The organism is Blautia sp. HA8986 (assembly GCF_056504635.1).
In genome coordinates this window covers 1,814,343-1,836,730 of record NZ_JBWLUQ010000001.1, presented here as the reverse complement: position 1 = coordinate 1,836,730, position 22,388 = coordinate 1,814,343, and the positions used below count along the sequence as shown (strand labels likewise).

Here is a 22,388-nt window from a genome sequence, read left to right as displayed (position 1 = left end):
AGATGAAATCATATTTTTTCTATACAGATCAGCTTACTGTAGGTTATGATGGAAAACCGCTGATCAAAGAGATCAATATCAGACTGAACAAAGGCGAGATCCTGACACTGATCGGCCCAAACGGAGCTGGTAAATCCACGATACTGAAAAGCATCACAAGACAGCTTTCCCTGATCAGTGGTACTGTTTATCTGGAACAGGCTGAAATGAGCCGTATGACAAATAAAGAAGTTTCAAGGAAGCTGGCTGTTGTGCTTACTGAACGGATGCGCCCGGAACTTATGACATGTGAAGATGTAGTAGCAACCGGACGTTATCCTTATACAGGAACCTTGGGGATTCTTTCTGAGGAGGATAAAAAGAAGGTTCAGAATGCAATGGAAATGGTTCACGCATGGGACTTAAAAGACCGGGATTTTACAGCGATCAGTGATGGACAGAGACAGAGGATCCTTCTGGCGAGAGCAATCTGCCAGGAGCCGGAGATCATTATCCTGGATGAACCTACCTCCTTTCTGGATATCCGCCATAAGCTGGAACTTCTTGCTATCCTCAAAAAGATGGTACTGGAAAAACAGGTGACAGTAATCATGTCTCTTCATGAGCTGGATCTTGCCCAGAAGATATCCGATCAGGTGATCTGTGTTCACGGAGATTACATTGAAAAATACGGCGCACCGGAAGAGATTTTTACATCAGATTATATTAAGAATCTTTACGGAATTACCCGCGGAAGCTATAATGCAGAGTTTGGATGTGTGGAGATGGAGCCGCCATCCGGAGAACCGGAGATATTTGTGATCGGAGGCAACGGAAGTGGGATTCCGGTATATCGTAAACTTCAGAGACAGGGAATTCCTTTTATCACAGGAGTTCTTCATACCAATGATGCGGATTATCAGGTGGCAAGGGAGCTTGCCGGTAAGGTGATAGCAGAGAAACCTTTTGAGTGCATTTCACGGGAGAATTATCAGAAGGCACTGGAAGCCATGAAAAAATGTCGGGAAGTTTACTGCCCGCTGAAAGATTTCGGCACCATGAATGCCGGAAATCAGGAATTGCTGAAAGAAGCGGAAAAGTTGGGAAAATTAAAGAAAATCGGATAATATCTATATGGAGCGACAGTATATTGGGTATTTGGAGAGACCATTTCTCAGAGATGGTCTTTTTTTAATTACAAATATCTATACAACTGTGTTATAATATGAAACAGAAAAAACGTCAGTAAACTTATAGCAGCAGTTTATAAAAAAGCTATAGTACAATTAACCTGAAAAGTCATAAATTGGAGGGAAATTCAATGAAGAAAAGAAATTTGATCGCAGCATTACTCTGCAGTGCATGCCTTGTTGCGGGCAGCGTAAATCCAGTAATGGCAGATGCAGCCAGAGTTGTAACACTTGGTGCAGACCTTACAGATGCACAGAAACAGACTATGATGAAATATTTTAATGTAAGTTCTGATCAGGTACAGATCATGACCATTACCAATCAGGATGAGCATAACCATCTGGACAATATCGCACCGCAGTCTCAGATCGGTACCAGAACTTTGAGCTGTGCATATGTGAAGCCTACACAGTCCGGAGGAATCAAGGTACGTACTGCGAACCTGAACTGGGTAACAGGTAATATGATCGCAACCACACTTTCCACATCTGGCGTAAAGAACTGTGAAGTTGTTGCAGCCTGCCCGATGGAAGTATCCGGAACAGGTGCTCTTACAGGTATCCAGATGGCATATGAGCAGGCCAGTGGAAAGAAGCTTGACGAGACCAAGACAAAACTTGCAAACGAAGAGATGGTAGTTACCGGAAATCTTGCAGATCAGGTTGGAAAGAATGAGGCAACTACAGTTGTAAACCAGTCCAAGATGGACGTGATCCAGAACAATGTTCAGAATGCAGATGAGATCCAGAATATTGTTATCAATGTGGCAGAGCAGAACAATGTTTCTGTAAGCCAGGAGGAGATTGACAAGATCGTATCTCTTCTCGAGAAGATTGCAGAGCAGGGCTACAATTACGATGATGTAAAAGAAACTCTGGAGCAGGTTAATGAGAACACAACCGGCCAGGCGTCTTCAGGTGATGATACTCTGGACGGAGAGAACAAAGATGATACTGTAGAGGTTGACGGTGATTCAGATGATATCACAAACAGTGTAGATGACAGCGTACTTGGCGATGATGTGATCCAGAGTTCTACAGAAGATCCCACACTTGAGATCGAGACAGATAATTCTTCAGACAGCAGTGACGGAAACGGAACAGGAATCCCGGATGCAACAGATGACGGAACTTACAGCGGCAGCTCTGATGAGAGCACATCTGACGAAAGCGGCAGCTCTGATGAGAGCACATCTGACGAAAGCGGCAGCTCTGATGAGAGTGCATCTGATGAGGCTGCATCCACAGAGACTGACAGCACAGAACCTGATACTTCTGTACTCAGCGAGGAAGCCAGAAATAATTATGATAAATTTGCACTTTTTGCAAAAGGAGAGTATGAGGGAGATCCAGATTCTCTTCTTGCAGCAACTGAGAATACAGAAGAAGCTGCAACAGTGACACTGGATGAGCAGACAGGTAAGAATCTGGCTGCTACAGTTGAGAAGGACTACTACGATATCCTCAATAATGGAACAGATTCCTATGAGGCAGATGGAACTGAAACTTACCAGAGCACAGAGCTTAACATGATGGATAAGAAGCTTAAGAAGCTTTTTGGTATTGACGATTCCGAGGAGGATACAGATGTTACAGACGAGACTAAAGCCCTTCTTGCTGATGTCACAGAGGAAGATAAAAAGACTCTCTATAAAGACACTATAAAATTTCTTGCAGGACTTTATGGTGAGAGTACAGATTCTGCAGCAGATGAGTCTGCAGCAGAATAATATCAGAACAGCATTTTATTAAAAAATCAAGTATGACCCGCGGCAGAAGTTTTTTAACCTTCTGCTGCGGGTCTTTTATATAAGAAAAATATCTGCCGGATAAGTATTCGGGGAACTCTGTTAAAGGAATCGGACAAGTTCGCAGCTTATGAAATTTCTGTGATTTATATTAAGGATTTGGGTAAGCACTGGAAAAATGATTTTTTCTGTGATAGAATTGTCCTTAAATTGGTTTATACACAGGCAGTGAGAGGAATTTATCCAATTTATTTCTGCGCTGCCTCGGGAAATGAGAAAGGGAAAAGGTAGAATTTATGAGCCTGGCAGTAGTAACATTAAAAAAAGGCGAAGGAAGATTTCTGAAATCAGGAGGCCTATGGGTATATGATAATGAAATTTCAAGTATCATGGGAAGTTTTAATAACGGAGATATTGTGCTGGTTCACGATTTTGACGGTTATCCCATGGGAAGAGGGTTTATCAACACCAATTCCAAGATCGCGGTTCGTATGCTTACCAGAGACGAACATACAGAGATCAACGAAGAATTTTTGAAACAGCGTGTCCGTGACGCATGGGATTACCGCAGGAAAGTGGTAGATACCGGAAGCTGCCGTATCATCTTCGGTGAGGCTGATTTTCTTCCGGGACTTGTTGTGGACAAGTTTTCGGATGTTCTTGTCGTACAGTCCCTGGCTCTGGGAATCGATCGCCTGAAAGACACCATTATCCGCGTGCTGAGAGAGATCCTGGAAGAAGACGGGATCCATATCAGAGGCGTGTATGAGAGAAGTGACGCGAAAGTACGCCGCCAGGAAGGAATGGAACTTACCAAGGGATTTATCGGAGAAGAATTTCCGACCATCGTTCAGATCGAAGAAAATGGCGTGAAATACGAAGTAGATATCAAAGACGGACAGAAAACAGGATTTTTCCTGGATCAGAAATATAACCGTCTGGCGATCCAGAGACTCTGTAAAGGAGCAAAAGTTCTGGACTGCTTCACCCATACAGGATCTTTTGCCCTCAATGCGGGAATTGCAGGGGCTAAGAGTGTAACGGGTGTAGATGCTTCTGAGACAGCTGTAAAGCAGGCAACACGCAACGCAGAACTTAACGGGCTGGACAGGAAAGTGAAATTCATCTGCGAGGATGTTTTTGAGCTGCTTCCTGAGCTTGAGGAGAAAGGTGAGAAGTTTGATGTGGTTATCCTTGACCCGCCGGCTTTCACGAAATCCAGAAGCTCTGTGAAGAATGCAGTAAAAGGATACCGTGAAATCAATCTCCGTGCTATGCGTCTTGTAAAAGACGGCGGCTTTCTGGCAACCTGCTCCTGTTCTCATTTTATGACATATGAGCTTTTTACACAGACCATCGGACAGGCAGCGAAGAACGTTCATAAGAGACTGCGTCAGGTAGAATACCGCACACAGGCTCCGGATCATCCGATCCTCTGGTCAGCAGACGAGTCCTATTATCTGAAATTCTACATTTTCCAGGTATGCAATGACAGATAAGAACTGTCATTGTGAGAGGTAAATGTAAAGGAGACAGATTTTTATGAGAGACAAATTTAATAAATTTATGCAGGGACGTTACGGTGTGGATGAGCTTTCCAGATTTACGATGGGAGTTGCCCTGGCACTTATCATACTGACTATGTTTGTGAACATTGTAAACCGCAGTGTAGGAAGTGTGCTTGATTTCCTGGGAATCGCGGCTATCGTGTATGCGTATTTCCGTATTTTTTCCAGAAATATCCAGCAGCGTTATGCAGAGAACCAGAAATATCTTCAGATGACATCGAAGCTCCGTCTTCGTTTCAATAAAGAAAAGAATTTAATGAAACAGAGAAAAACTCATCACATCTACGCCTGTCCGGGCTGCGGACAGAAGATCCGTATTCCACGAGGCAAGGGAAAAATCGAGATCGAATGTCCCAAATGCCATACGAAATTTGTAAAGAGGAGCTGACATGTTTGGATATGTGACAGTCAACAAACCTGAGATCAAATTCAAAGATTTTGATATGTACCGCTCTTTTTACTGCGGCCTGTGCCGGGAGCTGCGGGAGCGTTACGGGATTCCGGGACAGGTATCCCTGACCTATGATATGACCTTTGTGGTGCTGCTTTTAAGCGGGCTTTATGAGCCGCCTACCAGAAAGGGAAAATCCCGTTGTGCCGTCCATCCGCTGAAAGCGCAGCCTGTGCGGAAAAACGAAGTGACAGAGTACTGCGCAGATATGAATGTGATCCTTTCTTATTATAAGTGTATGGATGACTGGCAGGATGAAAGAAAGCCCTTCCGTTATGCCTATGCCATTCTTCTTAAGAATATCGGTCGGAAGCACATGTCGGGTTATCCGGAGAAAATGCGCAGGATTCAGGAAACACTTTCAGAGCTTTCCGGGCTGGAGAAAGAAGGAGAGACAGATGTGGATCTGGTAGCCGGCTGCTCCGGCAGGATCATGGAAGAGGTTCTGGCTTTTCGTGAGGATATGTGGGAATCCTCTCTTCGCAGAATGGGCTTTTACCTGGGAAAATTTATTTACATCCTGGATGCCTACGATGATGTGGAGAAAGACGCAGAAAACGGAAATTACAATCCGTTTCTCAAAAAATATAAGATGGAAGGGTTCGAGGAGGAAATCCGCAGGATGCTGGTCATGATGCTTTCCGAGGCATGCAGGGAATTCGAGAAACTTCCTGTTATCCGTTATGGAGATATCCTCCGAAATATTTTATATTCCGGCGTGTGGTGCCGTTTTACGGCAATCGGACAGAAGCGCAAGGGAGAACGGGAGAAAGAAAAACAATGTTAGATCCATACAGTGTGCTGGGAGTTTCCAGAAACGCATCTGATGACGAAATAAAAAAAGCATACCGCAAACTCAGCAGGAAGTATCATCCGGATGCCAATATCAACAATCCGAATAAGGATCAGGCTGAGGAGAAATTCAAGGAAGTACAGCAGGCATACGAACAGATCATGAAAGAACGGGAGTATGGCAGCAGCTCAGGCAGTGATTATGGCGGATACGGAAATTACGGCGGATTCGGCGGCTATGGAAGCAATGGTAATTCCACGGCCTACCAGGATGAGGAGAGTATGCGCAGACGTGCAGCCGCCAATTATATACAGAGCGGTCATTATCAGGAAGCTATGAATGTACTGAATTCTCTTGGACAGAAAAATGGTGAGTGGTATTATCTGGCTGCCATGGCCAATATGGGACTTGGAAACAATGTGACAGCCCTGGATCAGATCCGGGAAGCAGTCCGCCAGGAACCGAACAACATGCAGTACCGTATACTGCTTCAGCGTATGGAAGGCGGAGGCGGCTGGTACCAACAGCAGCAGGGGCCTTTTGGAGGTATGCCCACAGCAGGGGATGATATGTGTGATGCCTGCTGCAGGACCATGGCCTGTGCCATGTGCTGGCCGGGCGGTATTTTCTGCTGCTGATGCAGCGGATTTAAAAAAGTTTGTAAGGCGGATCCTGCAGACCCGTTTTGCGATATAGATTGCAGATGACTGAAACTGCATCTGCAAAGAAAAAGAGGAGGAAATCGTTATGAGCATAAGAATTGGTATTTTAGGTTACGGTAATCTGGGCCGCGGTGTGGAGTGCGCCATCAAACATAATCCGGATACAGAGCTGGTTGCAGTATTTACCAGACGTGATCCGGAGACTGTAAAGATCCTTACTGAGACAGCTAAGGTGTACTCTGTAAAGGATGCTGAGAAAATGAAAGATGAGATTGATGTTCTCATCATCTGCGGAGGAAGCGCAACAGACCTTCCTGTTCAGACACCGGAATATGTAAAATATTTCAATGTTGTAGACAGTTTTGACACACATAAGAGAATTCCGGAGCATTTTGCGAATGTTGACAAGGCAGCAGAAGAGACAGGACATGTAGGAATCATCTCTGTAGGCTGGGATCCGGGAATGTTCTCCCTGAACCGCATGTATGCAAATGCGATCCTTACAAATGGAAATGACTATACATTCTGGGGCAAGGGTGTAAGCCAGGGACATTCCGATGCAGTTCGCCGTATCAAAGGTGTAAAAGACGCAAAACAGTATACAATTCCTGTAGAGGCTGCTCTTGAGTCTGTAAGAAACGGAGAGAATCCTGAGCTTACAACACGCCAGAAACATACTAGAGAGTGCTTTGTAGTAGCTGAGGAGGGTGCTGATCTTGCACGTATCGAGGAAGAGATCAAGACTATGCCGAACTACTTTGATGAGTATGATACAACTGTACATTTCATCTCCCAGGAAGAGCTTGACCGTGATCACAGCGGAATCCCGCACGGCGGCTTTGTGATCCGCAGCGGCAAAACCGGCTGGAACAACGAGAACAGCCATGTGATCGAGTACAGCCTGAAACTGGATTCCAATCCGGAGTTCACATCTTCTGTTATCGTTGCCTATGCAAGAGCTGCATATCGCATGAACCAGGAAGGACAGAAGGGCTGCAAAACTGTATTTGATGTTGCACCTGCATACTTAAGTGCACTTGACGGAGCAGAGCTTCGCAAAAAATTCCTGTAAGAATCTGTAACAGATCTGTTATAAACAGCTGTACGCTGGTTAAATGATCGTATCCCCGGAATGTCTGTAAATATCAGATGTCCCGGGGATTTTCTACGTAAAAATATCACAAAATACTGGTTATAGTTATGTGCAAATGGTGGAAAAAACAGAAAGAGTTGACGTAGAGTAAAGAATGGTATATAATATGGACGTAAATTTGTAACAGAATTGTAATGAATTCAGCAGCTAACGATCAGCCGGACTTCAGAAATAGTAAATATCAATTATCTATCAAAGGAAGGTATGTATGCGAAAATTAAGCAGGAAATGGAAATTTTGGGGACTTTTTTTGATCTTGATGTTTTTTGCAGCTGGGGCGACTGTACACACAACTGCAACAGATGTACAGGCTGCAACCAAGAAGGGCTTTAAGACAGAAGGCGGAAAGTCTTATTACTACAAGAATGGCAAGAAGGTTAAGGGATGGCTTACACTGAACGGCAAGAAGTATTACTTCAATGCTTCCACAGGCGTGCAGGTAAAGGGCTGGACCAAGGACAGAAAAGGTAAACGTTACTTCTATAATGCCAACGGTGTCAAAGGATACATGGCAACAGGCTGGCTTACAGACAGTAAGAAGAACACCCGTTACTTCAATACAAGCACAGGATACATGACGACCAGATGGGCGACCATTAGTAAGAAGAAGTATTATTTCTACAGTGGCAATGGTGTTGCTGCCAAGAACATATTTCTTACAGATACTAAGAAGGTTACCCGGTATTTTACCAGCAAGTGCTTTATGGCAACCGGTTGGGCAACAAACAGTAAATCCCAGAAACGTTACTTTGATCCGAGTACAGGAGCTATGTACAAGGGATTTAAGAAGATCGGAAATAATACATATTATTTCTACAGTGGCAGCGGTGTTATGGCAACTGGCTGGGTGAAGAATACATCCAAGGGATATAAATATTACTTTAATCCATCTACCGGTATCATGGTAACCGGTACTGTGACCATTGACGGTAAGAAATATACATTCAACAGCAGCGGAATTCTGCAGGTGAATAATAATCCTAATACGACACCATCCACAGGAACCAGAACTATTAAGAATTTCCTGGCCAATGCGTTGAAGCCGGTTGGACAGACACTTTATGTATGGGGCGGAGGACATAATGATTCCGATGCAACCAGAAAGGGTGTAAGCCCTAGATGGAAACAGTGGTACGACAGTAATTCCAGTTCTTATAATTATAAATATTATATGGATCTTACAGAAGCTACAGAGCAGAAAGGTCTTGACTGCTCCGGCTATGTAGGATGGTCTGTATATCAGATCATGCAGAATAAATCCGGCGGTGTGAACTATACAACAGTTTCAGGAAGCATCGGATCTTTATATTCAGGCAGAGGAATGGGAACAATCGTTTCACAGGCGCAGCTTGCAAGCTCCGGATATAAGCTTTATCCTGGAGATATTGGATATAATGGCGGACATACATGGATGGTTCTCGGACAGTGTGCAGATAAGAGTGTTGTGATCCTTCACTGCACACCGAATGCAGGTGTTCAGATTTCCGGAACCCCGACACCGAGCGGAACATATGGTAGCCAGGCTATCGCACTGGCAGAGACTTATATGGCCAGGTATCCTGGAGTTACCAAATATGACTATCATGAGTCAAGTGGTAACTATATCCGTAACGGAGCATACTTCAGATGGAACAGAAATACACTTTCTGATCCGGAAGGCTATCTGAATAAGACAGCGAATCAGATCCTTGCAGATCTGTTCTGAATTAGAAGAACAGCTGATATAAAAGAAAAAAATATGTAACAAACAGAACAGGGGAATCCTTGATGCGTCAGGTTCCCCTGTTTTTTAATGTCAAAACCATTAATAAATGTTACAAAGTTTTAAACTAAATAATAGAAAATCCTTGCAATCCAAATAACACTGTGTTAATATATAAAAAGATTGAAACAAGATATTGCAAAAATATTACACGGACTGTTAAAAATGAAATAACAACAGACGTGAGTAAACTTGAAACAGCGGAGAACTTTTGCCGCTATAGAATCAGAATTAGATTGTGAGGGTGAACAGTCATGAAGAAAAGAATATTATGTCTGACACTGGCGCTCATCATCAGCGGAGCACAGGTAGTCAGCGTAAGCGCAACAAGAGAAGATGAAGCAGCACTTCAGCAGGAGATGGATGCAACCAATGACCAGCTGAACGCTACATACTCCAGATTGGATGAGCTTTCCGCTCAGAAATCCCAGATCGAAGGTGAGATTTCTACTCTTGATGCGAATCTTGTAAACGTGATGGTTTCTATTCAGACACTGGAAGGAGATATCTCCAATAAAGAAGCCGACATTGCATCTACACAGACTAACCTTGAGAAGGCTAAGAACGCCAAGGCGAAGCAGTACGAGGCAATGAAGAAACGTATTCAGTATCTTTATGAGAAGGGTGGCGACGATGCATGGTTTCAGATGATGCTTAATGCAGAGAACCTGTCAGAGCTTCTTACAAGAGCTGAGTACACACAGAAGACATATGAGCAGGATAGAAAAAGTCTTGAGAAGTATTCCAACACGATTCAGCAGGTAGCCAACCTGGAGACACAGTACACACAGGAGAAAGCAGAGCTTGAGGGAATGAAGCAGGAATATGAGGCGGAGTCCCAGAACCTGCAGGTACAGCTGGATGAGAAACGTGCCACATCCGCAGATTACGATAATGAGATTGCTTATGCACAGCAGCAGGCAACTGATTATGCGAACCTTCTTGCAGAGCAGACGGCAGAGCTTCAGAGATTAGAGGCTGAGCGTATTGCTGCTGAGGAAGAGGCGAGACGTCAGGCTGAAGCTGAGGCTGCAGCGAGAGCACAGGCTGAGGCAGAAGAGGAAGCAAGACGCCAGGCTGAAGCAGAAGAGCAGCAGGCAGAAGAAGATCAGAGTGAAGATGTTCAGTATGATGAGAATGGCGATGTGATCGAGAATACAGACGAAGACACTGCAGAAGACGATGATGAGTATGTAGAGGGAGACACAGATGACAGTGAGGACGATGGTGTTCAGTATGACGAGGATGGAAATGTGATCTCTGATAATACAGATGAAGCAGAAGACAACACAGACGCTGATTCTGATAACGGTGATTACTCTGAGGCAGATACTTCAGAGGATACATCTTCTTCCGAAAGTGAGAGCTCTTCTTCCTCTTACAGCAGTGGTTCCGGTTCTTCGGTTGTAAATTATGCAACACAGTTTGTCGGCAACCCATATGTATGGGGCGGTACAAGCCTTACTAATGGAGCAGACTGCTCTGGTTTTGTGCAGAGTGTATATGCAAACTTTGGCGTCAGCCTTCCGAGAACATCCTATGAGCAGCAGAATGCAGGTACAGAGGTGTCCTATGCAGATGCACAGCCAGGAGATCTGATCTGTTACGGTGGACACGTTGCAATTTACATGGGCAACGGACAGATCGTCCATGCATCCAACTCACAGGACGGAATCAAGGTCAGCAATGATGCTACATACAGAACAATCGTGTCTGTAAGACGTCTTGTATAATTTTGTTCAAATGCGGATGCTTTTGTCCGTCTGATAACAATAATATACAGCATCCCGGTGGTTTTCTGCCGGGATGTTTTTTGATGAAAAGTTTGAAAAAAGTTTTCAAAATATATTGACATATAATTAACATGGTGTTATTATGATGTCAGTATAATTCCATATTGAACATAGCAAGTGCTGCGGGAGTCTGACAGTTATCTGATAATTATCGGAATCTCACAGAAAAGGGAATCAGGTGAGAAACCTGAGCGATCCGGTCACTGTAACGGAGGAGCGAATCTCATAATCCATTGTACATATGTATGAGAAGGAGAGACAAGCCATGATCCCGGAGCCAGGAAACCTGCTTGTTATGGCGAGGTTAAACTTCCGTGTAAAGTGTAACAACCATTTCAGGGACTCCGCACCCCTGGGACGTTGTCTACTTTTTTACGAGAGTAGGCATTTTTTTATGGAATGCGCCTGTTCATATGAATTATACATGATTAAATGGCAGGCGATACTACTCCGGATACATTCGTTCCCTCCGCGCACTCATGAACGGATTATATTTCTACCCCGGGGTGGCATCGCTACCTCTTTTTTTATGGGAAAAATCATGAGTGTACAACCTTGGGAGGAGGTAACGATCATGGCAAAACCATATTGGGAGGGGAAGGAGTTTTCCTATTTCAGTCATAAGAACTGTGAATATTTTCCATGCCATACAGGAGCAGATCCGGATAATTTCAACTGTCTGTTCTGCTATTGTCCTTTATATGCACTGGGAGATAAATGCGGTGGTAATTTCCGTTTCCTGGACAGCGGTATTAAGGACTGTTCCAGATGTAAGGTTCCGCATAAGAAAGAGAATTTCGGGTATATCACAGGCAAGTACAAGGAACTTGCGGAACTTGTTCGTAAACAGAGGGAGAATTCCACGGAAAATGTGAAGAAACCGTATTAAGAAAATAGATATAGAAATAAATACATTAGATAAAATAAAAGCCAGCTCTGATACAGGATAAAAATGTCAGAGCTGGCTTTTTTCAGAATTAAACAGGTTTTCTTGTCTGCAGAAATACTTTCAGCTTCGGAATCTGATTGTTTAATATCAGGCTCTCCGGAAACATGGCCTGATGGACAAAATCAGCGGCATATGTAAAGTCGCCGATATGTTCCGGTCCGTGGCTGTCACTGGAAAGAAGCAGTGGTAGGCGGTATTTGCGGCAGTAATGAAGGATCTTGAAACAGTTCTCCCTGGTATCACCACGATAGCCATATGGTGCAAGAGAAGCCTCGTTGATCTCAAAGATCGTGCCGGTTTCCTTAGCAGTCCTGGCAAGCACATCATAATTAACCGGGTAATGAGTGTTATCACTATGTCCGAGGATCTTCACACAGGGGTTTTTCATGACATTGATAAAAGCTTCTGTATTTTCGGCTCTGGTGCCACAGCGGTAATTCCAGGAATGCATGCTGGCAATGGCATAATCAAGCTTACATAATAATTCCTGATCCAGGTCTACGCTGCCGTTTCTGTCGAGGATATTCAGTTCGATTCCGTAGAGAAGCTCTACTCCGAAATGCTTTTTTGGAGAGTAGGTAAGGCTGCGGAAATAAGAAGAAGTTCCGGCTGCCAGAGTGCCGGGGCCATGATCTGTGATCCCCAGGAGACGAAGACCCTTCGCAGCAGCAGCACGGGCCATATTGGTGATCGTACATTCAGTGCCATGGCCGCTGGCAATGGAATGCGTGTGCATATCGGAAAGATACATAAAATCAACACCTCTTTTACAGTTAAAATAACGAGTTTTTTACTGAGAATAAAAGAACTTCCTATATAAAAACAAGTATGGCAGAGCGGAAAACCAAAGTCAATATATAAAATATCAAATTTGCACAAAACAAACAAAACAGACATAATCGGATTGATAAAAACCACAGAAACAGCAATAAATGAGTGTTGGATTTCGTTGACACTGAATTGCGGGTGAGGTATAATAAAATTACATGAGCACATAGCCGGAAGTGTGGAAAAATCACCAGAAACAACCGGCTGTGAGAAAGGAGAATCATGGAGAAATTTCATATAGCAGATATCCCGAAAACAGACAGAATCACCCATCTGGTAGATAACCTCTATGCGAAGATGCCGGTGATCGAATCAGCCAGAGCCAAGCTGATCACAGAATCCTACAAGGCAACAGAAGATGAGCCGATCATCACAAGAAGAGCCAAGGCTTTTGCACACATCCTGCACAATATCCCTATCATCATCCGTGATGAGGAACTGATCGTAGGAAGCAGCACACTGGCACCAAGAGGATGTCAGACATTCCCGGAGTATTCCTTCCAGTGGCTGGAGGATGAGCTGGACACAGTAGCCACCAGAACAGCCGATCCATTCTATATTGCGGAGGAGACTAAGGCCGAACTTCGCGAGGTACATAAATACTGGAAAGGTAAGACAACCAGCGAACTGGCAACCTCCTATATGGCACCGGAAGCAATTCTTGCTATTGACCATAACATCTTCACACCGGGAAATTATTTCTACAATGGTGTAGGTCATGTAACTGTTAAATACGAAGAGGTGCTGGCTATCGGTTATGAAGGAATCATTGCAAAAGCTCAGAAAGAGCTGGATGAGTGCAATGTAGGGGATGGCGATTACGCAAAAAAATCCCGCTTCCTGGAAGCAGTTATCATAAGCTGTCAGGCGGTTATCGACTATGCACATCGTTATGCTGAGCTTGCAGAGCAGATGGCATATCAGTGCCAGGATCCGACAAGAAAACAGGAGCTCCTTCAGATCGCATCCAACTGCAGCCGCGTACCGGCTAAGGGTGCACGCAACTTCTACGAAGCATGCCAGTCCTTCTGGTTTGTACAGCAGCTGATCCAGATGGAGAGCAGCGGACATTCCATTTCACCGGGACGTTTTGACCAGTATATGTATCCATATTATAAGAGTGATATGGAGGCAGGCAACCTTACAAGAGAATTCGCCCAGGAACTGATGGACTGCATCTGGGTTAAATTAAATGACCTGAATAAATGCCGTGACGCTGCATCCGCAGAAGGCTTTGCAGGCTACAGCCTTTTCCAGAACCTGATCGCAGGTGGACAGAACAAGGAAGGCGAGGATGTGACCAATGATCTCTCCTTTATGTGCATCCAGGCATCTATGCATGTACATCTTCCGGCACCATCTCTTTCAGTAAGAGTATGGAACGGATCTCCTCATGAATTCCTGATCAAGGCTGCTGAGCTTACAAGAACAGGAATCGGACTTCCGGCTTACTACAATGATGAGGTGATTATTCCGGCACTGCAGAACCGGGGACTGTCCCTTGCAGATGCCAGAGAGTACAACATCATCGGATGCGTAGAACCGCAGAAAGCAGGTAAGACAGAGGGCTGGCATGATGCTGCATTCTTTAACATGTGCCGTCCGCTGGAGATGGTTTTCTCAAATGGTATGGACAAAGGGGTGCAGATCAGTGTTCAGACCGGCGATGTCACAGAGATGAAGACTTTTGACGAGTTCTATGAGGCATATAAGAAACAGATGGAATATTTCATTTCTCTGCTTGTAAATGCTGACAATTCCATTGATGTGGCACATGCGGAGAGATGTCCGCTGCCATTCCTTTCCTGTATGGTGGATGACTGCCTGAAACGTGGTAAATCCGTTCAGGAAGGAGGAGCTGTTTATAACTTTACAGGTCCTCAGGGATTTGGTATCGCCAACATGGCAGATTCCCTGTATGCAATCCGCAAGCTTGTATATGAAGAGAAGAAGATGACCATGGAAGAGCTGAAGGAGGCTCTGGCATGGAACTATGGCAAAGGCATTGATGCACAGTCTGCGGCAGATATCACTACCGTTGTAATGAAGAAGCTTCAGGAGAATGGTATCAGTGTGAATGAGCAGACAGCAACAGCCGTTATGACAGCAGCTCTCGGAACAGAGCCATCTCCTGAGAAGAAAGCAAGATTCGAAGAGATCCACAAGATGATCGAGGAGGTTCCGAAATTCGGAAACGATATCCCGGATGTGGATTATTTTGCAAGAGATGTGGCTTATACTTACACCAAGCCGCTTCAGAAATATATGAACCCACGAGGCGGACATTATCAGGCCGGACTTTATCCTGTATCTGCAAACGTTCCTCTTGGCGAACAGACCGGCGCAACACCGGATGGCCGTTATGCACATACACCTGTTGCGGATGGCGTTTCCCCGTCAGCAGGCAAGGATGTGAAGGGACCGACAGCGGCAGCTACTTCTGTATCACGTCTGGATCATTTCATTGTATCTAACGGTACACTGTTCAACCAGAAATTCCATCCGTCAGCACTTGCCGGAAGAGAAGGCCTGGAGAAATTCGTGGCACTGATCCGTGGATACTTCGATCAGAAGGGTATGCACATGCAGTTTAACGTTGTCGACAGAGAGACACTTCTGGATGCACAGAAACATCCGGAGAAATATAAACATCTGGTTGTACGTGTTGCAGGTTACAGTGCGTTGTTTACAACTCTTTCCCGTTCTCTGCAGGATGACATCATCCGCCGTACCGAACAGGGATTTTAACCGGATTTAAGAGGTAAATTATGGACTATTTGGATACAAAGGGCAGGATCTTTGATATTCAGAAATATTCGGTGCATGACGGTCCGGGAATCCGTACTATCGTATTCCTGAAAGGCTGTGTCCTTCGCTGTCGCTGGTGCTGTAATCCGGAATCGCAGGAGTACAGGATTCAGAACATGAAAGTACTGGGCGAGGACAAGGTGATCGGCCGTGATGTGACAGTCCGTGAGATGATCGAGGAAGTAGAAAAAGACCGTGCATATTATTACCGTTCAGGAGGGGGAATCACCCTCTCCGGCGGTGAATGTATGTGTCAGGCAGATTTTTCCAGAGATCTGCTACGGGCAGCCAAAGAACGCGGTATCAATACAGCCGTGGAGAGTATGGCCTGTGCCCCGTGGGAAAAGATCGAGCAGGTTCTTCCGTATCTGGATGTATATCTGATGGATATCAAGCACATGAATCAGGAGAAACACAAGGAATTCACAGGACGCGCCAACGGACTGATGCTGGAGAATGCAAGAAAAGTTGCCCTCTATGGAAAAACAAAGCTTGTGATCCGTGTCCCGGTTATTCCTACATTTAATGATTCTGTTGAAGAGATCCAGGCAATCGCCAGATTTGCGGATTCTCTTCCGGGCGTAAATAAGATTCATCTGCTTCCTTATCACAGACTTGGACAGGATAAGTATGAAGGCCTTGGAAGACCCTATTTAATGGAAGGAATTCTTCCACCGACTGCCGAACATATGCAGATGCTTAAGGGTGCTGTACATGCTGTATGCGGTCTGGACTGCCAGATCGGAGGCTGAAAGACAGCACTTTATAAAGAATGAGATCCTTTTTCAAAAGAAAACATAAAAAACAATAAAAACAACATAAAAAGCAACAAGAAACCAACATAAAACAACGGATTGCCCTTGACTTATTCTGTGGTATGGAGTAAAATATTGACAGAAACAAAATAGTGCAATCCAATGCTCAAGGAGGAAATTAAGCATGGTAAACGAGTTTGAAATCAAAAAACAGCTTTGTGACATCGGTAAAAGAATCTACAACCGTAACATGGTTGCAGCAAATGACGGAAACTTTTCTGTTAAGATCGCAGAGAACGAGTATCTTTGCACACCAACAGGTGTATCTAAAGGTTTCATGACACCAGAGTTCATCTGTAAAGTAGATGGCAAGGGTAATGTAATCCAGGCTAACCCGGGATTCAAACCATCATCTGAGATCAAGATGCACATGAGAGTATATGAGAAGAGACCGGACGTAGGATCTGTTGTACATGCTCATCCGATCTATGCAACATCTTTCGCAATCGCAGGTATCCCGCTTACACAGCCGATCATGCCGGAGGCAGTTATCGCTCTCGGATGTGTTCCGATCGCTGAGTACGGTACACCTTCCACAATGGAGATTCCGGATAACCTTGAGAAATACCTTCCATATTTCGATGCAGTACTTCTTGAGAACCACGGAGCACTTACATGGAGCACAGACCTTAACGCTGCATACATGAAGATGGAGTCTGTAGAGTTCTACGCACAGCTTCTGTATCAGACAAAACTTCTTGGTGGCCCGAAGGAATTCGACAAAGAGAACATCGAGAAACTGTACGCTATCCGTCGTAAATTCGGTATGCCAGGTAAACATCCGGCAAGCCTTTGCCTGAACAAAGACGGAAAGAACTGCCACAACTGCGGCGGCGCATGCCACAATGATGATTACAAACAGTTCCCAGGATATCAGTATGATTTCGTTGGAAAAGACTGTGATAAAGAAGCTGCTCCAGCAGAAACACCGGCTAACAACGATGCAGAGCTTGTAGCTCAGATCACAAAACAGGTTATGGCTCAGCTTGGCCTGAAATAATCTTTTGACGGAATAATTAAGGAGGACAATCTCATGCCAATAAGTGAGAATATGGTACAGGAAATTGTACAGGAAGTTATGGCAAAGATGCAGATTGCAGATGCTCCGGCCGGAAAACATGGCGTTTTCAAGGATATGAATGATGCTATCGAAGCAGCCAAGAAGGCTCAGCTGGTAGTTAAGACAATGTCTATGGACCAGAGAGAAAAGATCATCACCTGCATCCGCAAGAAGATCAAAGAAAATGCGGAAGTACTGGCACGTATGGGTGTTGAGGAAACTGGTATGGGTAATGTGGGAGATAAGATCCTGAAGCATCACCTGGTAGCAGACAAGACACCTGGAACAGAAGACATTACAACAACTGCATGGTCCGGAGACAGAGGACTGACTCTGATCGAGATGGGACCGTTTGGTGTTATCGGTGCGATCACACCATGCACTAACCCAAGTGAAACAGTTCTCTGCAACACAATGGGTATGCTGGCAGGCGGAAATACAGTAGTATTCAATCCACATCCGGCAGCAGTTAAAACTTCTATTTACGCAATCAATCTTTTAAATGAGGCTTCCCTGGAATCAGGCGGCCCGGATAATATCGCTGTCACAGTTGAGAAACCAACCCTCGAGACAAGCAATATTATGATGAAACATAAAGATATCCATCTGATCGCAGCAACAGGAGGTCCTGGTGTTGTGACAGCAGTTCTTTCCTCTGGTAAGAGAGGAATCGGTGCAGGAGCAGGAAACCCGCCGGCACTGGTTGATGATACTGCTGATATCCGTAAGGCAGCTCAGGATATCGTAAACGGATGTACATTCGATAACAACCTTCCATGTATCGCAGAGAAGGAAGTTGTTGCAGTATCCTCCGTAGTTGATGAGTTAATGCACTACATGCTTACAGAAAATGACTGCTACCTTGCATCCAAGGAAGAGCAGGACAAGCTTGTTGAGACTGTACTTGCAGGCGGCAAGCTGAACCGTAAATGTGTAGGACGTGACGCGAAAACACTTCTTTCCATGATCGGAGTTCAGGCACCGGCTAATACCCGCTGCATCATCTTCGAGGGACCGAAGGAACATCCGCTTATCACAACAGAGCTTATGATGCCGATCCTCGGAATCGTAAGAGCAAAGGATTTTGATGACGCTGTAGAGCAGGCTGTATGGCTTGAGCATGGCAACCGTCATTCCGCACATATTCATTCCAAGAATATTGATAACATTACAAAATATGCGAAAGCAATCGACACAGCAATCCTTGTAAAGAACGGCCCGTCCTATTCCGCGCTTGGATTCGGTGGAGAAGGCTTCTGTACATTTACCATTGCAAGCCGTACCGGTGAGGGACTTACAAGCGCAAGCACATTCACAAAGAGAAGACGCTGCGTAATGACAGACAGCCTTTGCATTCGTTGATCAGGAGGAACATAAATCATGGATATGAACAATGTAAATATCGAAGAAATCGTTAAACAGGTTCTTTCCGGCATGACAGGAAACGCTCCTGCAGCAGCTGCTGCAAGCGCTCCGGCTGCTCCGGCAGGAAATACAATTCCTAAAAAAGCAAGAGTGGCAATGATGACAGAGAAGAAACATTTTGAGCTTCAGGAGTATGATCTTCCGGAAGTTGGTGACGACGACATCCTTGTTAAGGTTGAGGGATGCGGTGTCTGCGGAACAGATGCTCATGAGTACAAAAATGATCCGTTTGGTCTTATTCCGGTAGTTCTCGGACATGAGGGAACCGGCGAGATCGTAAAAATGGGTAAAAACGTTAAGGTTGATACAGCTGGCAAACCGGTTAAAGTCGGAGATAAGATCGTTACATGTATGATCTTCAAAGATGATCCGGAAATCACAATGTTCGACCTCAACAAGAAAAACGTAGGCGGCGCTGACGTATACGGACTTCTTCCGGACGATGATGTTAAATTCAACGGATGGTTCGCTGATTACATCTTCATCAGAGGCGGAAGCTTCGGTTCCACATTCTTCAATGTAAGTGATCTGGATCTTGATTCCCGTATCCTCATCGAGCCATGTGCAGTACTTGTACATGCAGTAGAGAGAGCAAAAACAACGGGAATCCTGAAATTCAACAGCAGAGTTGTTGTTCAGGGCTGCGGACCGATCGGTCTGATCTGTATCGCCGTTCTTCATACAATGGGTGTTCACAACATCTGTGCAGTAGACGGAAACGAGCAGCGTCTTGAATTCGCCAAGAGAATGGGCGCAACTACAACTGTAAACTTTATGAACTTCAAGGGTGTTGAGGCACTTACTGAGGCTGTGAAAGAGGCTCAGGGCGGACATCTTGCAGATTTCGCTTTCCAGTGCACTGGAAATCCTCATGCTCATTCCAATATCTACAAATTCATCCGCAACGGCGGCGGCCTCTGCGAGCTTGGATTCTTCATCAACGGTGGAGATGCAACCATCAACCCGCATTTCGACCTCTGCTCCAAAGAGATCAACCTTGTTGGTTCCTGGGTATACAACCTCAGAGATTATGCAACAACATTTGATTTCCTTAAGAGAGCAAAAGCAATCGGACTTCCAATGTCTGAGCTGATCACTGACAAGTATCCGCTGGAAGAGATCAACGAGGCACTTGAGAAGAACCTGTCAATGACAGGTCTTAAGATTGCGGTTGTTAACAAATAACCTTAACGGGAAAGGAGAAGCAACATGGCAGAAGCTGTAGGAATTCTGGAGGTCTTCGGACTTGCGACAGCCTTTGTGGCAGCTGACGCCGGGTGCAAGGCTGCAAATGTCCACCTGGAGGTATTCGATAAGAATAAACCGGCGAATGCGGACAGCCTGCCAGTACCGCTTCTTGTCTGCATCAAGTACCGCGGAAGCGTGTCAGATGTCACAGCAGCGGTAGAAGCCGGCATGAAGGTCGCAGAGAGCATGACAGGTGTGGTACAGCATTACATAATCCCCAACCCGGAACCAGGTACACAGAAAATGCTGAAGATCAGCGCCCTGGATAAAGATTAAGAGGATTTCGGAACTTAACTTTACAAAAGTTGCGGAATCATATATGATAAAAAAGTAACGAATGTAAGATTCAGGAGGATAGAATCATGGCACAGGAAGCATTAGGAATGGTTGAGACAAGAGGCCTCACAGCTGCAATCGAAGCAGCAGATGCAATGACAAAAGCAGCAGAGGTTGCTCTGGTAGGAACAGAGAAGATCGGTTCCGGTCTTGTAACTGTTATGGTTCGTGGAGACGTAGGCGCTGTAAAAGCAGCAGTAGAGAGCGGAAGCGCAGCAGCATCCAGACTTGGAGAGCTTGTAGCTACACACGTGATCCCGAGACCTCATACAGATGTTGAGAAAATTCTTCCGAAGCTTTAATTCAGGCTTTGAAAGAAAGAGAAATTAATTAAGGAGTTCGCTCATGGGAAAATCATATGGATTTATAGAAATCACAGGTGTCGTTGCGGCTATCAATGCCCTGGATATCATGTGCAAAACGGCAGACGTTGAGTTGGCGTCATGGGAGCGTAAGCTGGGCGGACGACTGGTGACCCTGATCGTACAAGGCGATGTATCAGCAGTTACAGCAGCTGTCAATGCAGCAGTAGAACAGGCTATCAAGAAGCCTGCCAGCTATGCGGTAATTGCCAATCCACACGAGGAAATCGTCAAACTGGTTGAGCTGAGTGCAAGCCGATGGAAAAAGAAACAGCAGGAAAATCCGGAAGAAGCACTGGAAAGCAAAAACAGCAGCAAAAAATAAGCTGCTGCACCAAAATAGTCAGAAGTAAACAGAACAAATAAAGCATTTATAATCCACAAGGAGGATATGATCATGACACAGGAAGCATTAGGAATGGTTGAGACAAGAGGACTTACAGCAGCTATCGAGGCAGCTGACCAGATGTGTAAAGCAGCTAACGTTGCACTGGTAGGAACAGAGAAAATCGGTTCTGGTCTCGTAACAGTTATGGTTCGTGGAGATGTAGGAGCAGTTAAATCTGCAGTAGAGAGCGGAAGCGCAGCAGCATCCAGACTTGGAGAGCTTGTAGCTACACATGTAATCCCGAGACCTCATACAGACGTTGAGAAAATCCTTCCGGTTCTTAAATAATCTAACTGATCAGTTCCAAGACGCACCGGCCTGAGGGCCATTAAGGCTTCGAGCCGGTGCGTTTTGAGTTAAGTTCAGTATGAAACCGAAAGAAAGCAGGTGTACTCTTGGAAACGAATAATATTGAAATGATCACAAAAATGGTGATCGATGCGATCAACAAAAACGAAGACAAGGGCAATGGTTTCGTTGTTCCTATCGGAGTTTCCGCAAGACATATTCACCTGACACAGGAGCATGTGGAGGCATTGTTCGGAGAAGGCTATCAGCTCACAAAGAAAAAAGATCTGATGGGCGGACAGTTTGCATCCAACGAAACAGTTACCATTGTGGGACTGAAGCTCCGTGCGATCGAGAATGTAAGAATCCTCGGACCTGTCCGCAGTAAATCACAGGTTGAGGTTTCCGCAACAGATGCGATCAAGCTGGGAATGAAGGTTCCGGTACGTATGTCCGGTGATCTTGCAGGAAGTGCACCGATCGCCATCGTCGGACCGAAAGGTGCCATTTATCTGAAAGAGGGATGTATTGTGGCTATGCGTCACATCCACATGGCTCCGAAGGATGCCCAGGCTGCGGGTGTACATGATGGTGATGTTGTTTCCGTCAAAGCTGACAATGAGCGCGGAACGATCTTTAATCAGGTTAAGATCCGTGTTGATGACAGCTTTACACTGGAAATGCATATTGATACAGATGAAGCAAATGCAGCAAGAATTGCCACAGGCAATACAGTTACCATAATTAAATAATATTCCTCCTTCGGGGATGCCGCTTAATGG

At 45.1% G+C, this 22,388-nt stretch carries 21 protein-coding genes and 1 riboswitch; of the genes, 20 read left to right on the top strand and 1 reads right to left on the bottom strand.

Annotation, left to right across the window (positions count from 1 at the left end):
• The first annotated feature begins 2 nt into the window (after window positions 1-2).
• The 10 genes from AC04Q4_RS08615 (at window position 3) to AC04Q4_RS08570 (ending at window position 11,988) form a co-directional block, all read left to right on the top strand.
• Window positions 3-1,106, top strand: coding sequence for an ABC transporter ATP-binding protein (locus AC04Q4_RS08615; protein ID WP_173736880.1), 1,104 nt, complete (start codon window positions 3-5; stop codon window positions 1,104-1,106).
• Window positions 1,107-1,300: 194 nt separating this feature from the next.
• Window positions 1,301-2,899, top strand: a complete 1,599-nt coding sequence (locus AC04Q4_RS08610) for a DUF1002 domain-containing protein (RefSeq protein WP_173736881.1) — start codon at window positions 1,301-1,303, stop codon at window positions 2,897-2,899.
• A gap of 314 nt (window positions 2,900-3,213) precedes the next feature.
• Window positions 3,214-4,416 (top strand): class I SAM-dependent rRNA methyltransferase, encoded by a 1,203-nt coding sequence (locus AC04Q4_RS08605; RefSeq protein WP_173736882.1) that lies wholly within the window; start codon window positions 3,214-3,216, stop codon window positions 4,414-4,416.
• Window positions 4,417-4,459: 43 nt separating this feature from the next.
• Complete coding sequence (locus AC04Q4_RS08600; protein ID WP_173736883.1) at window positions 4,460-4,873, top strand: hypothetical protein; 414 nt, start codon at window positions 4,460-4,462, stop codon at window positions 4,871-4,873.
• 1 nt (window position 4,874) lies between these two features.
• Window positions 4,875-5,723 carry a DUF5685 family protein gene (locus AC04Q4_RS08595; RefSeq protein WP_476388848.1) on the top strand — a complete coding sequence of 283 codons (849 nt, stop codon included), beginning with the start codon at window positions 4,875-4,877 and terminating at the stop codon, window positions 5,721-5,723.
• Complete coding sequence (locus AC04Q4_RS08590; protein WP_476388847.1) at window positions 5,717-6,367, top strand: DnaJ domain-containing protein; 651 nt, start codon at window positions 5,717-5,719, stop codon at window positions 6,365-6,367. Before AC04Q4_RS08595 ends, AC04Q4_RS08590 begins: the two co-directional genes overlap by 7 nt.
• Window positions 6,368-6,476: 109 nt before the next feature.
• Window positions 6,477-7,463 (top strand): diaminopimelate dehydrogenase, encoded by a 987-nt coding sequence (locus AC04Q4_RS08585; protein ID WP_173736886.1) that lies wholly within the window; start codon window positions 6,477-6,479, stop codon window positions 7,461-7,463.
• A gap of 289 nt (window positions 7,464-7,752) precedes the next feature.
• Window positions 7,753-9,249: an N-acetylmuramoyl-L-alanine amidase family protein gene (locus AC04Q4_RS08580; RefSeq protein WP_476388846.1), complete on the top strand. Its 1,497-nt coding sequence runs from the start codon at window positions 7,753-7,755 to the stop codon at window positions 9,247-9,249.
• A 311-nt stretch (window positions 9,250-9,560) separates the two neighbouring features.
• On the top strand, window positions 9,561-11,039 hold the full coding sequence (locus AC04Q4_RS08575) for a C40 family peptidase (RefSeq protein ID WP_173736887.1): 1,479 nt from the start codon (window positions 9,561-9,563) through the stop codon (window positions 11,037-11,039).
• Window positions 11,040-11,202: 163 nt separating this feature from the next.
• Window positions 11,203-11,407, top strand: a riboswitch (cobalamin riboswitch).
• Window positions 11,408-11,673: 266 nt separating this feature from the next.
• A complete protein-coding gene (locus AC04Q4_RS08570) occupies window positions 11,674-11,988 on the top strand; it encodes a cysteine-rich small domain-containing protein (protein WP_173736888.1) in 315 nt (104 codons plus the stop codon).
• An 88-nt stretch (window positions 11,989-12,076) separates the two neighbouring features.
• On the opposite strand, the gene AC04Q4_RS08565 is transcribed toward AC04Q4_RS08570, so the two are convergent.
• Window positions 12,077-12,799, bottom strand: a complete 723-nt coding sequence (locus AC04Q4_RS08565) for a PHP domain-containing protein (protein WP_476388845.1) — start codon at window positions 12,797-12,799, stop codon at window positions 12,077-12,079.
• Window positions 12,800-13,098: 299 nt separating this feature from the next.
• Between AC04Q4_RS08565 and AC04Q4_RS08560 the strand changes: the two genes are divergently transcribed.
• The 10 genes from AC04Q4_RS08560 (at window position 13,099) to AC04Q4_RS08515 (ending at window position 22,358) form a co-directional block, all read left to right on the top strand.
• Window positions 13,099-15,624, top strand: coding sequence for a pyruvate formate lyase family protein (locus tag AC04Q4_RS08560; protein WP_476388844.1), 2,526 nt, complete (start codon window positions 13,099-13,101; stop codon window positions 15,622-15,624).
• A gap of 20 nt (window positions 15,625-15,644) precedes the next feature.
• The gene (locus tag AC04Q4_RS08555) at window positions 15,645-16,436 is read left to right on the top strand and encodes a glycyl-radical enzyme activating protein (RefSeq protein ID WP_173736891.1); all 792 of its coding nucleotides are present in this window, start codon (window positions 15,645-15,647) and stop codon (window positions 16,434-16,436) included.
• A gap of 187 nt (window positions 16,437-16,623) precedes the next feature.
• Window positions 16,624-17,499, top strand: a complete 876-nt coding sequence (locus tag AC04Q4_RS08550; RefSeq protein WP_173736892.1) for a class II aldolase/adducin family protein — start codon at window positions 16,624-16,626, stop codon at window positions 17,497-17,499.
• Window positions 17,500-17,532: 33 nt separating this feature from the next.
• Complete coding sequence (locus AC04Q4_RS08545) at window positions 17,533-18,921, top strand: aldehyde dehydrogenase family protein (RefSeq protein WP_092070142.1); 1,389 nt, start codon at window positions 17,533-17,535, stop codon at window positions 18,919-18,921.
• 18 nt (window positions 18,922-18,939) lie between these two features.
• Complete coding sequence (locus AC04Q4_RS08540) at window positions 18,940-20,169, top strand: zinc-binding dehydrogenase (protein WP_118513162.1); 1,230 nt, start codon at window positions 18,940-18,942, stop codon at window positions 20,167-20,169.
• Window positions 20,170-20,193: 24 nt separating this feature from the next.
• A complete protein-coding gene (locus AC04Q4_RS08535) occupies window positions 20,194-20,508 on the top strand; it encodes a BMC domain-containing protein (RefSeq protein WP_015525953.1) in 315 nt (104 codons plus the stop codon).
• An 86-nt stretch (window positions 20,509-20,594) separates the two neighbouring features.
• Window positions 20,595-20,870: a propanediol utilization microcompartment protein PduA gene (pduA, locus tag AC04Q4_RS08530; protein WP_015525952.1), complete on the top strand. Its 276-nt coding sequence runs from the start codon at window positions 20,595-20,597 to the stop codon at window positions 20,868-20,870.
• A gap of 43 nt (window positions 20,871-20,913) precedes the next feature.
• Complete coding sequence (locus AC04Q4_RS08525; protein WP_021651544.1) at window positions 20,914-21,255, top strand: BMC domain-containing protein; 342 nt, start codon at window positions 20,914-20,916, stop codon at window positions 21,253-21,255.
• A 72-nt stretch (window positions 21,256-21,327) separates the two neighbouring features.
• Window positions 21,328-21,606 (top strand): BMC domain-containing protein, encoded by a 279-nt coding sequence (locus AC04Q4_RS08520; RefSeq protein ID WP_005427721.1) that lies wholly within the window; start codon window positions 21,328-21,330, stop codon window positions 21,604-21,606.
• A 140-nt stretch (window positions 21,607-21,746) separates the two neighbouring features.
• Complete coding sequence (locus AC04Q4_RS08515) at window positions 21,747-22,358, top strand: phosphate propanoyltransferase (protein WP_373152625.1); 612 nt, start codon at window positions 21,747-21,749, stop codon at window positions 22,356-22,358.
• The last annotated feature ends 30 nt before the right edge of the window (window positions 22,359-22,388 follow it).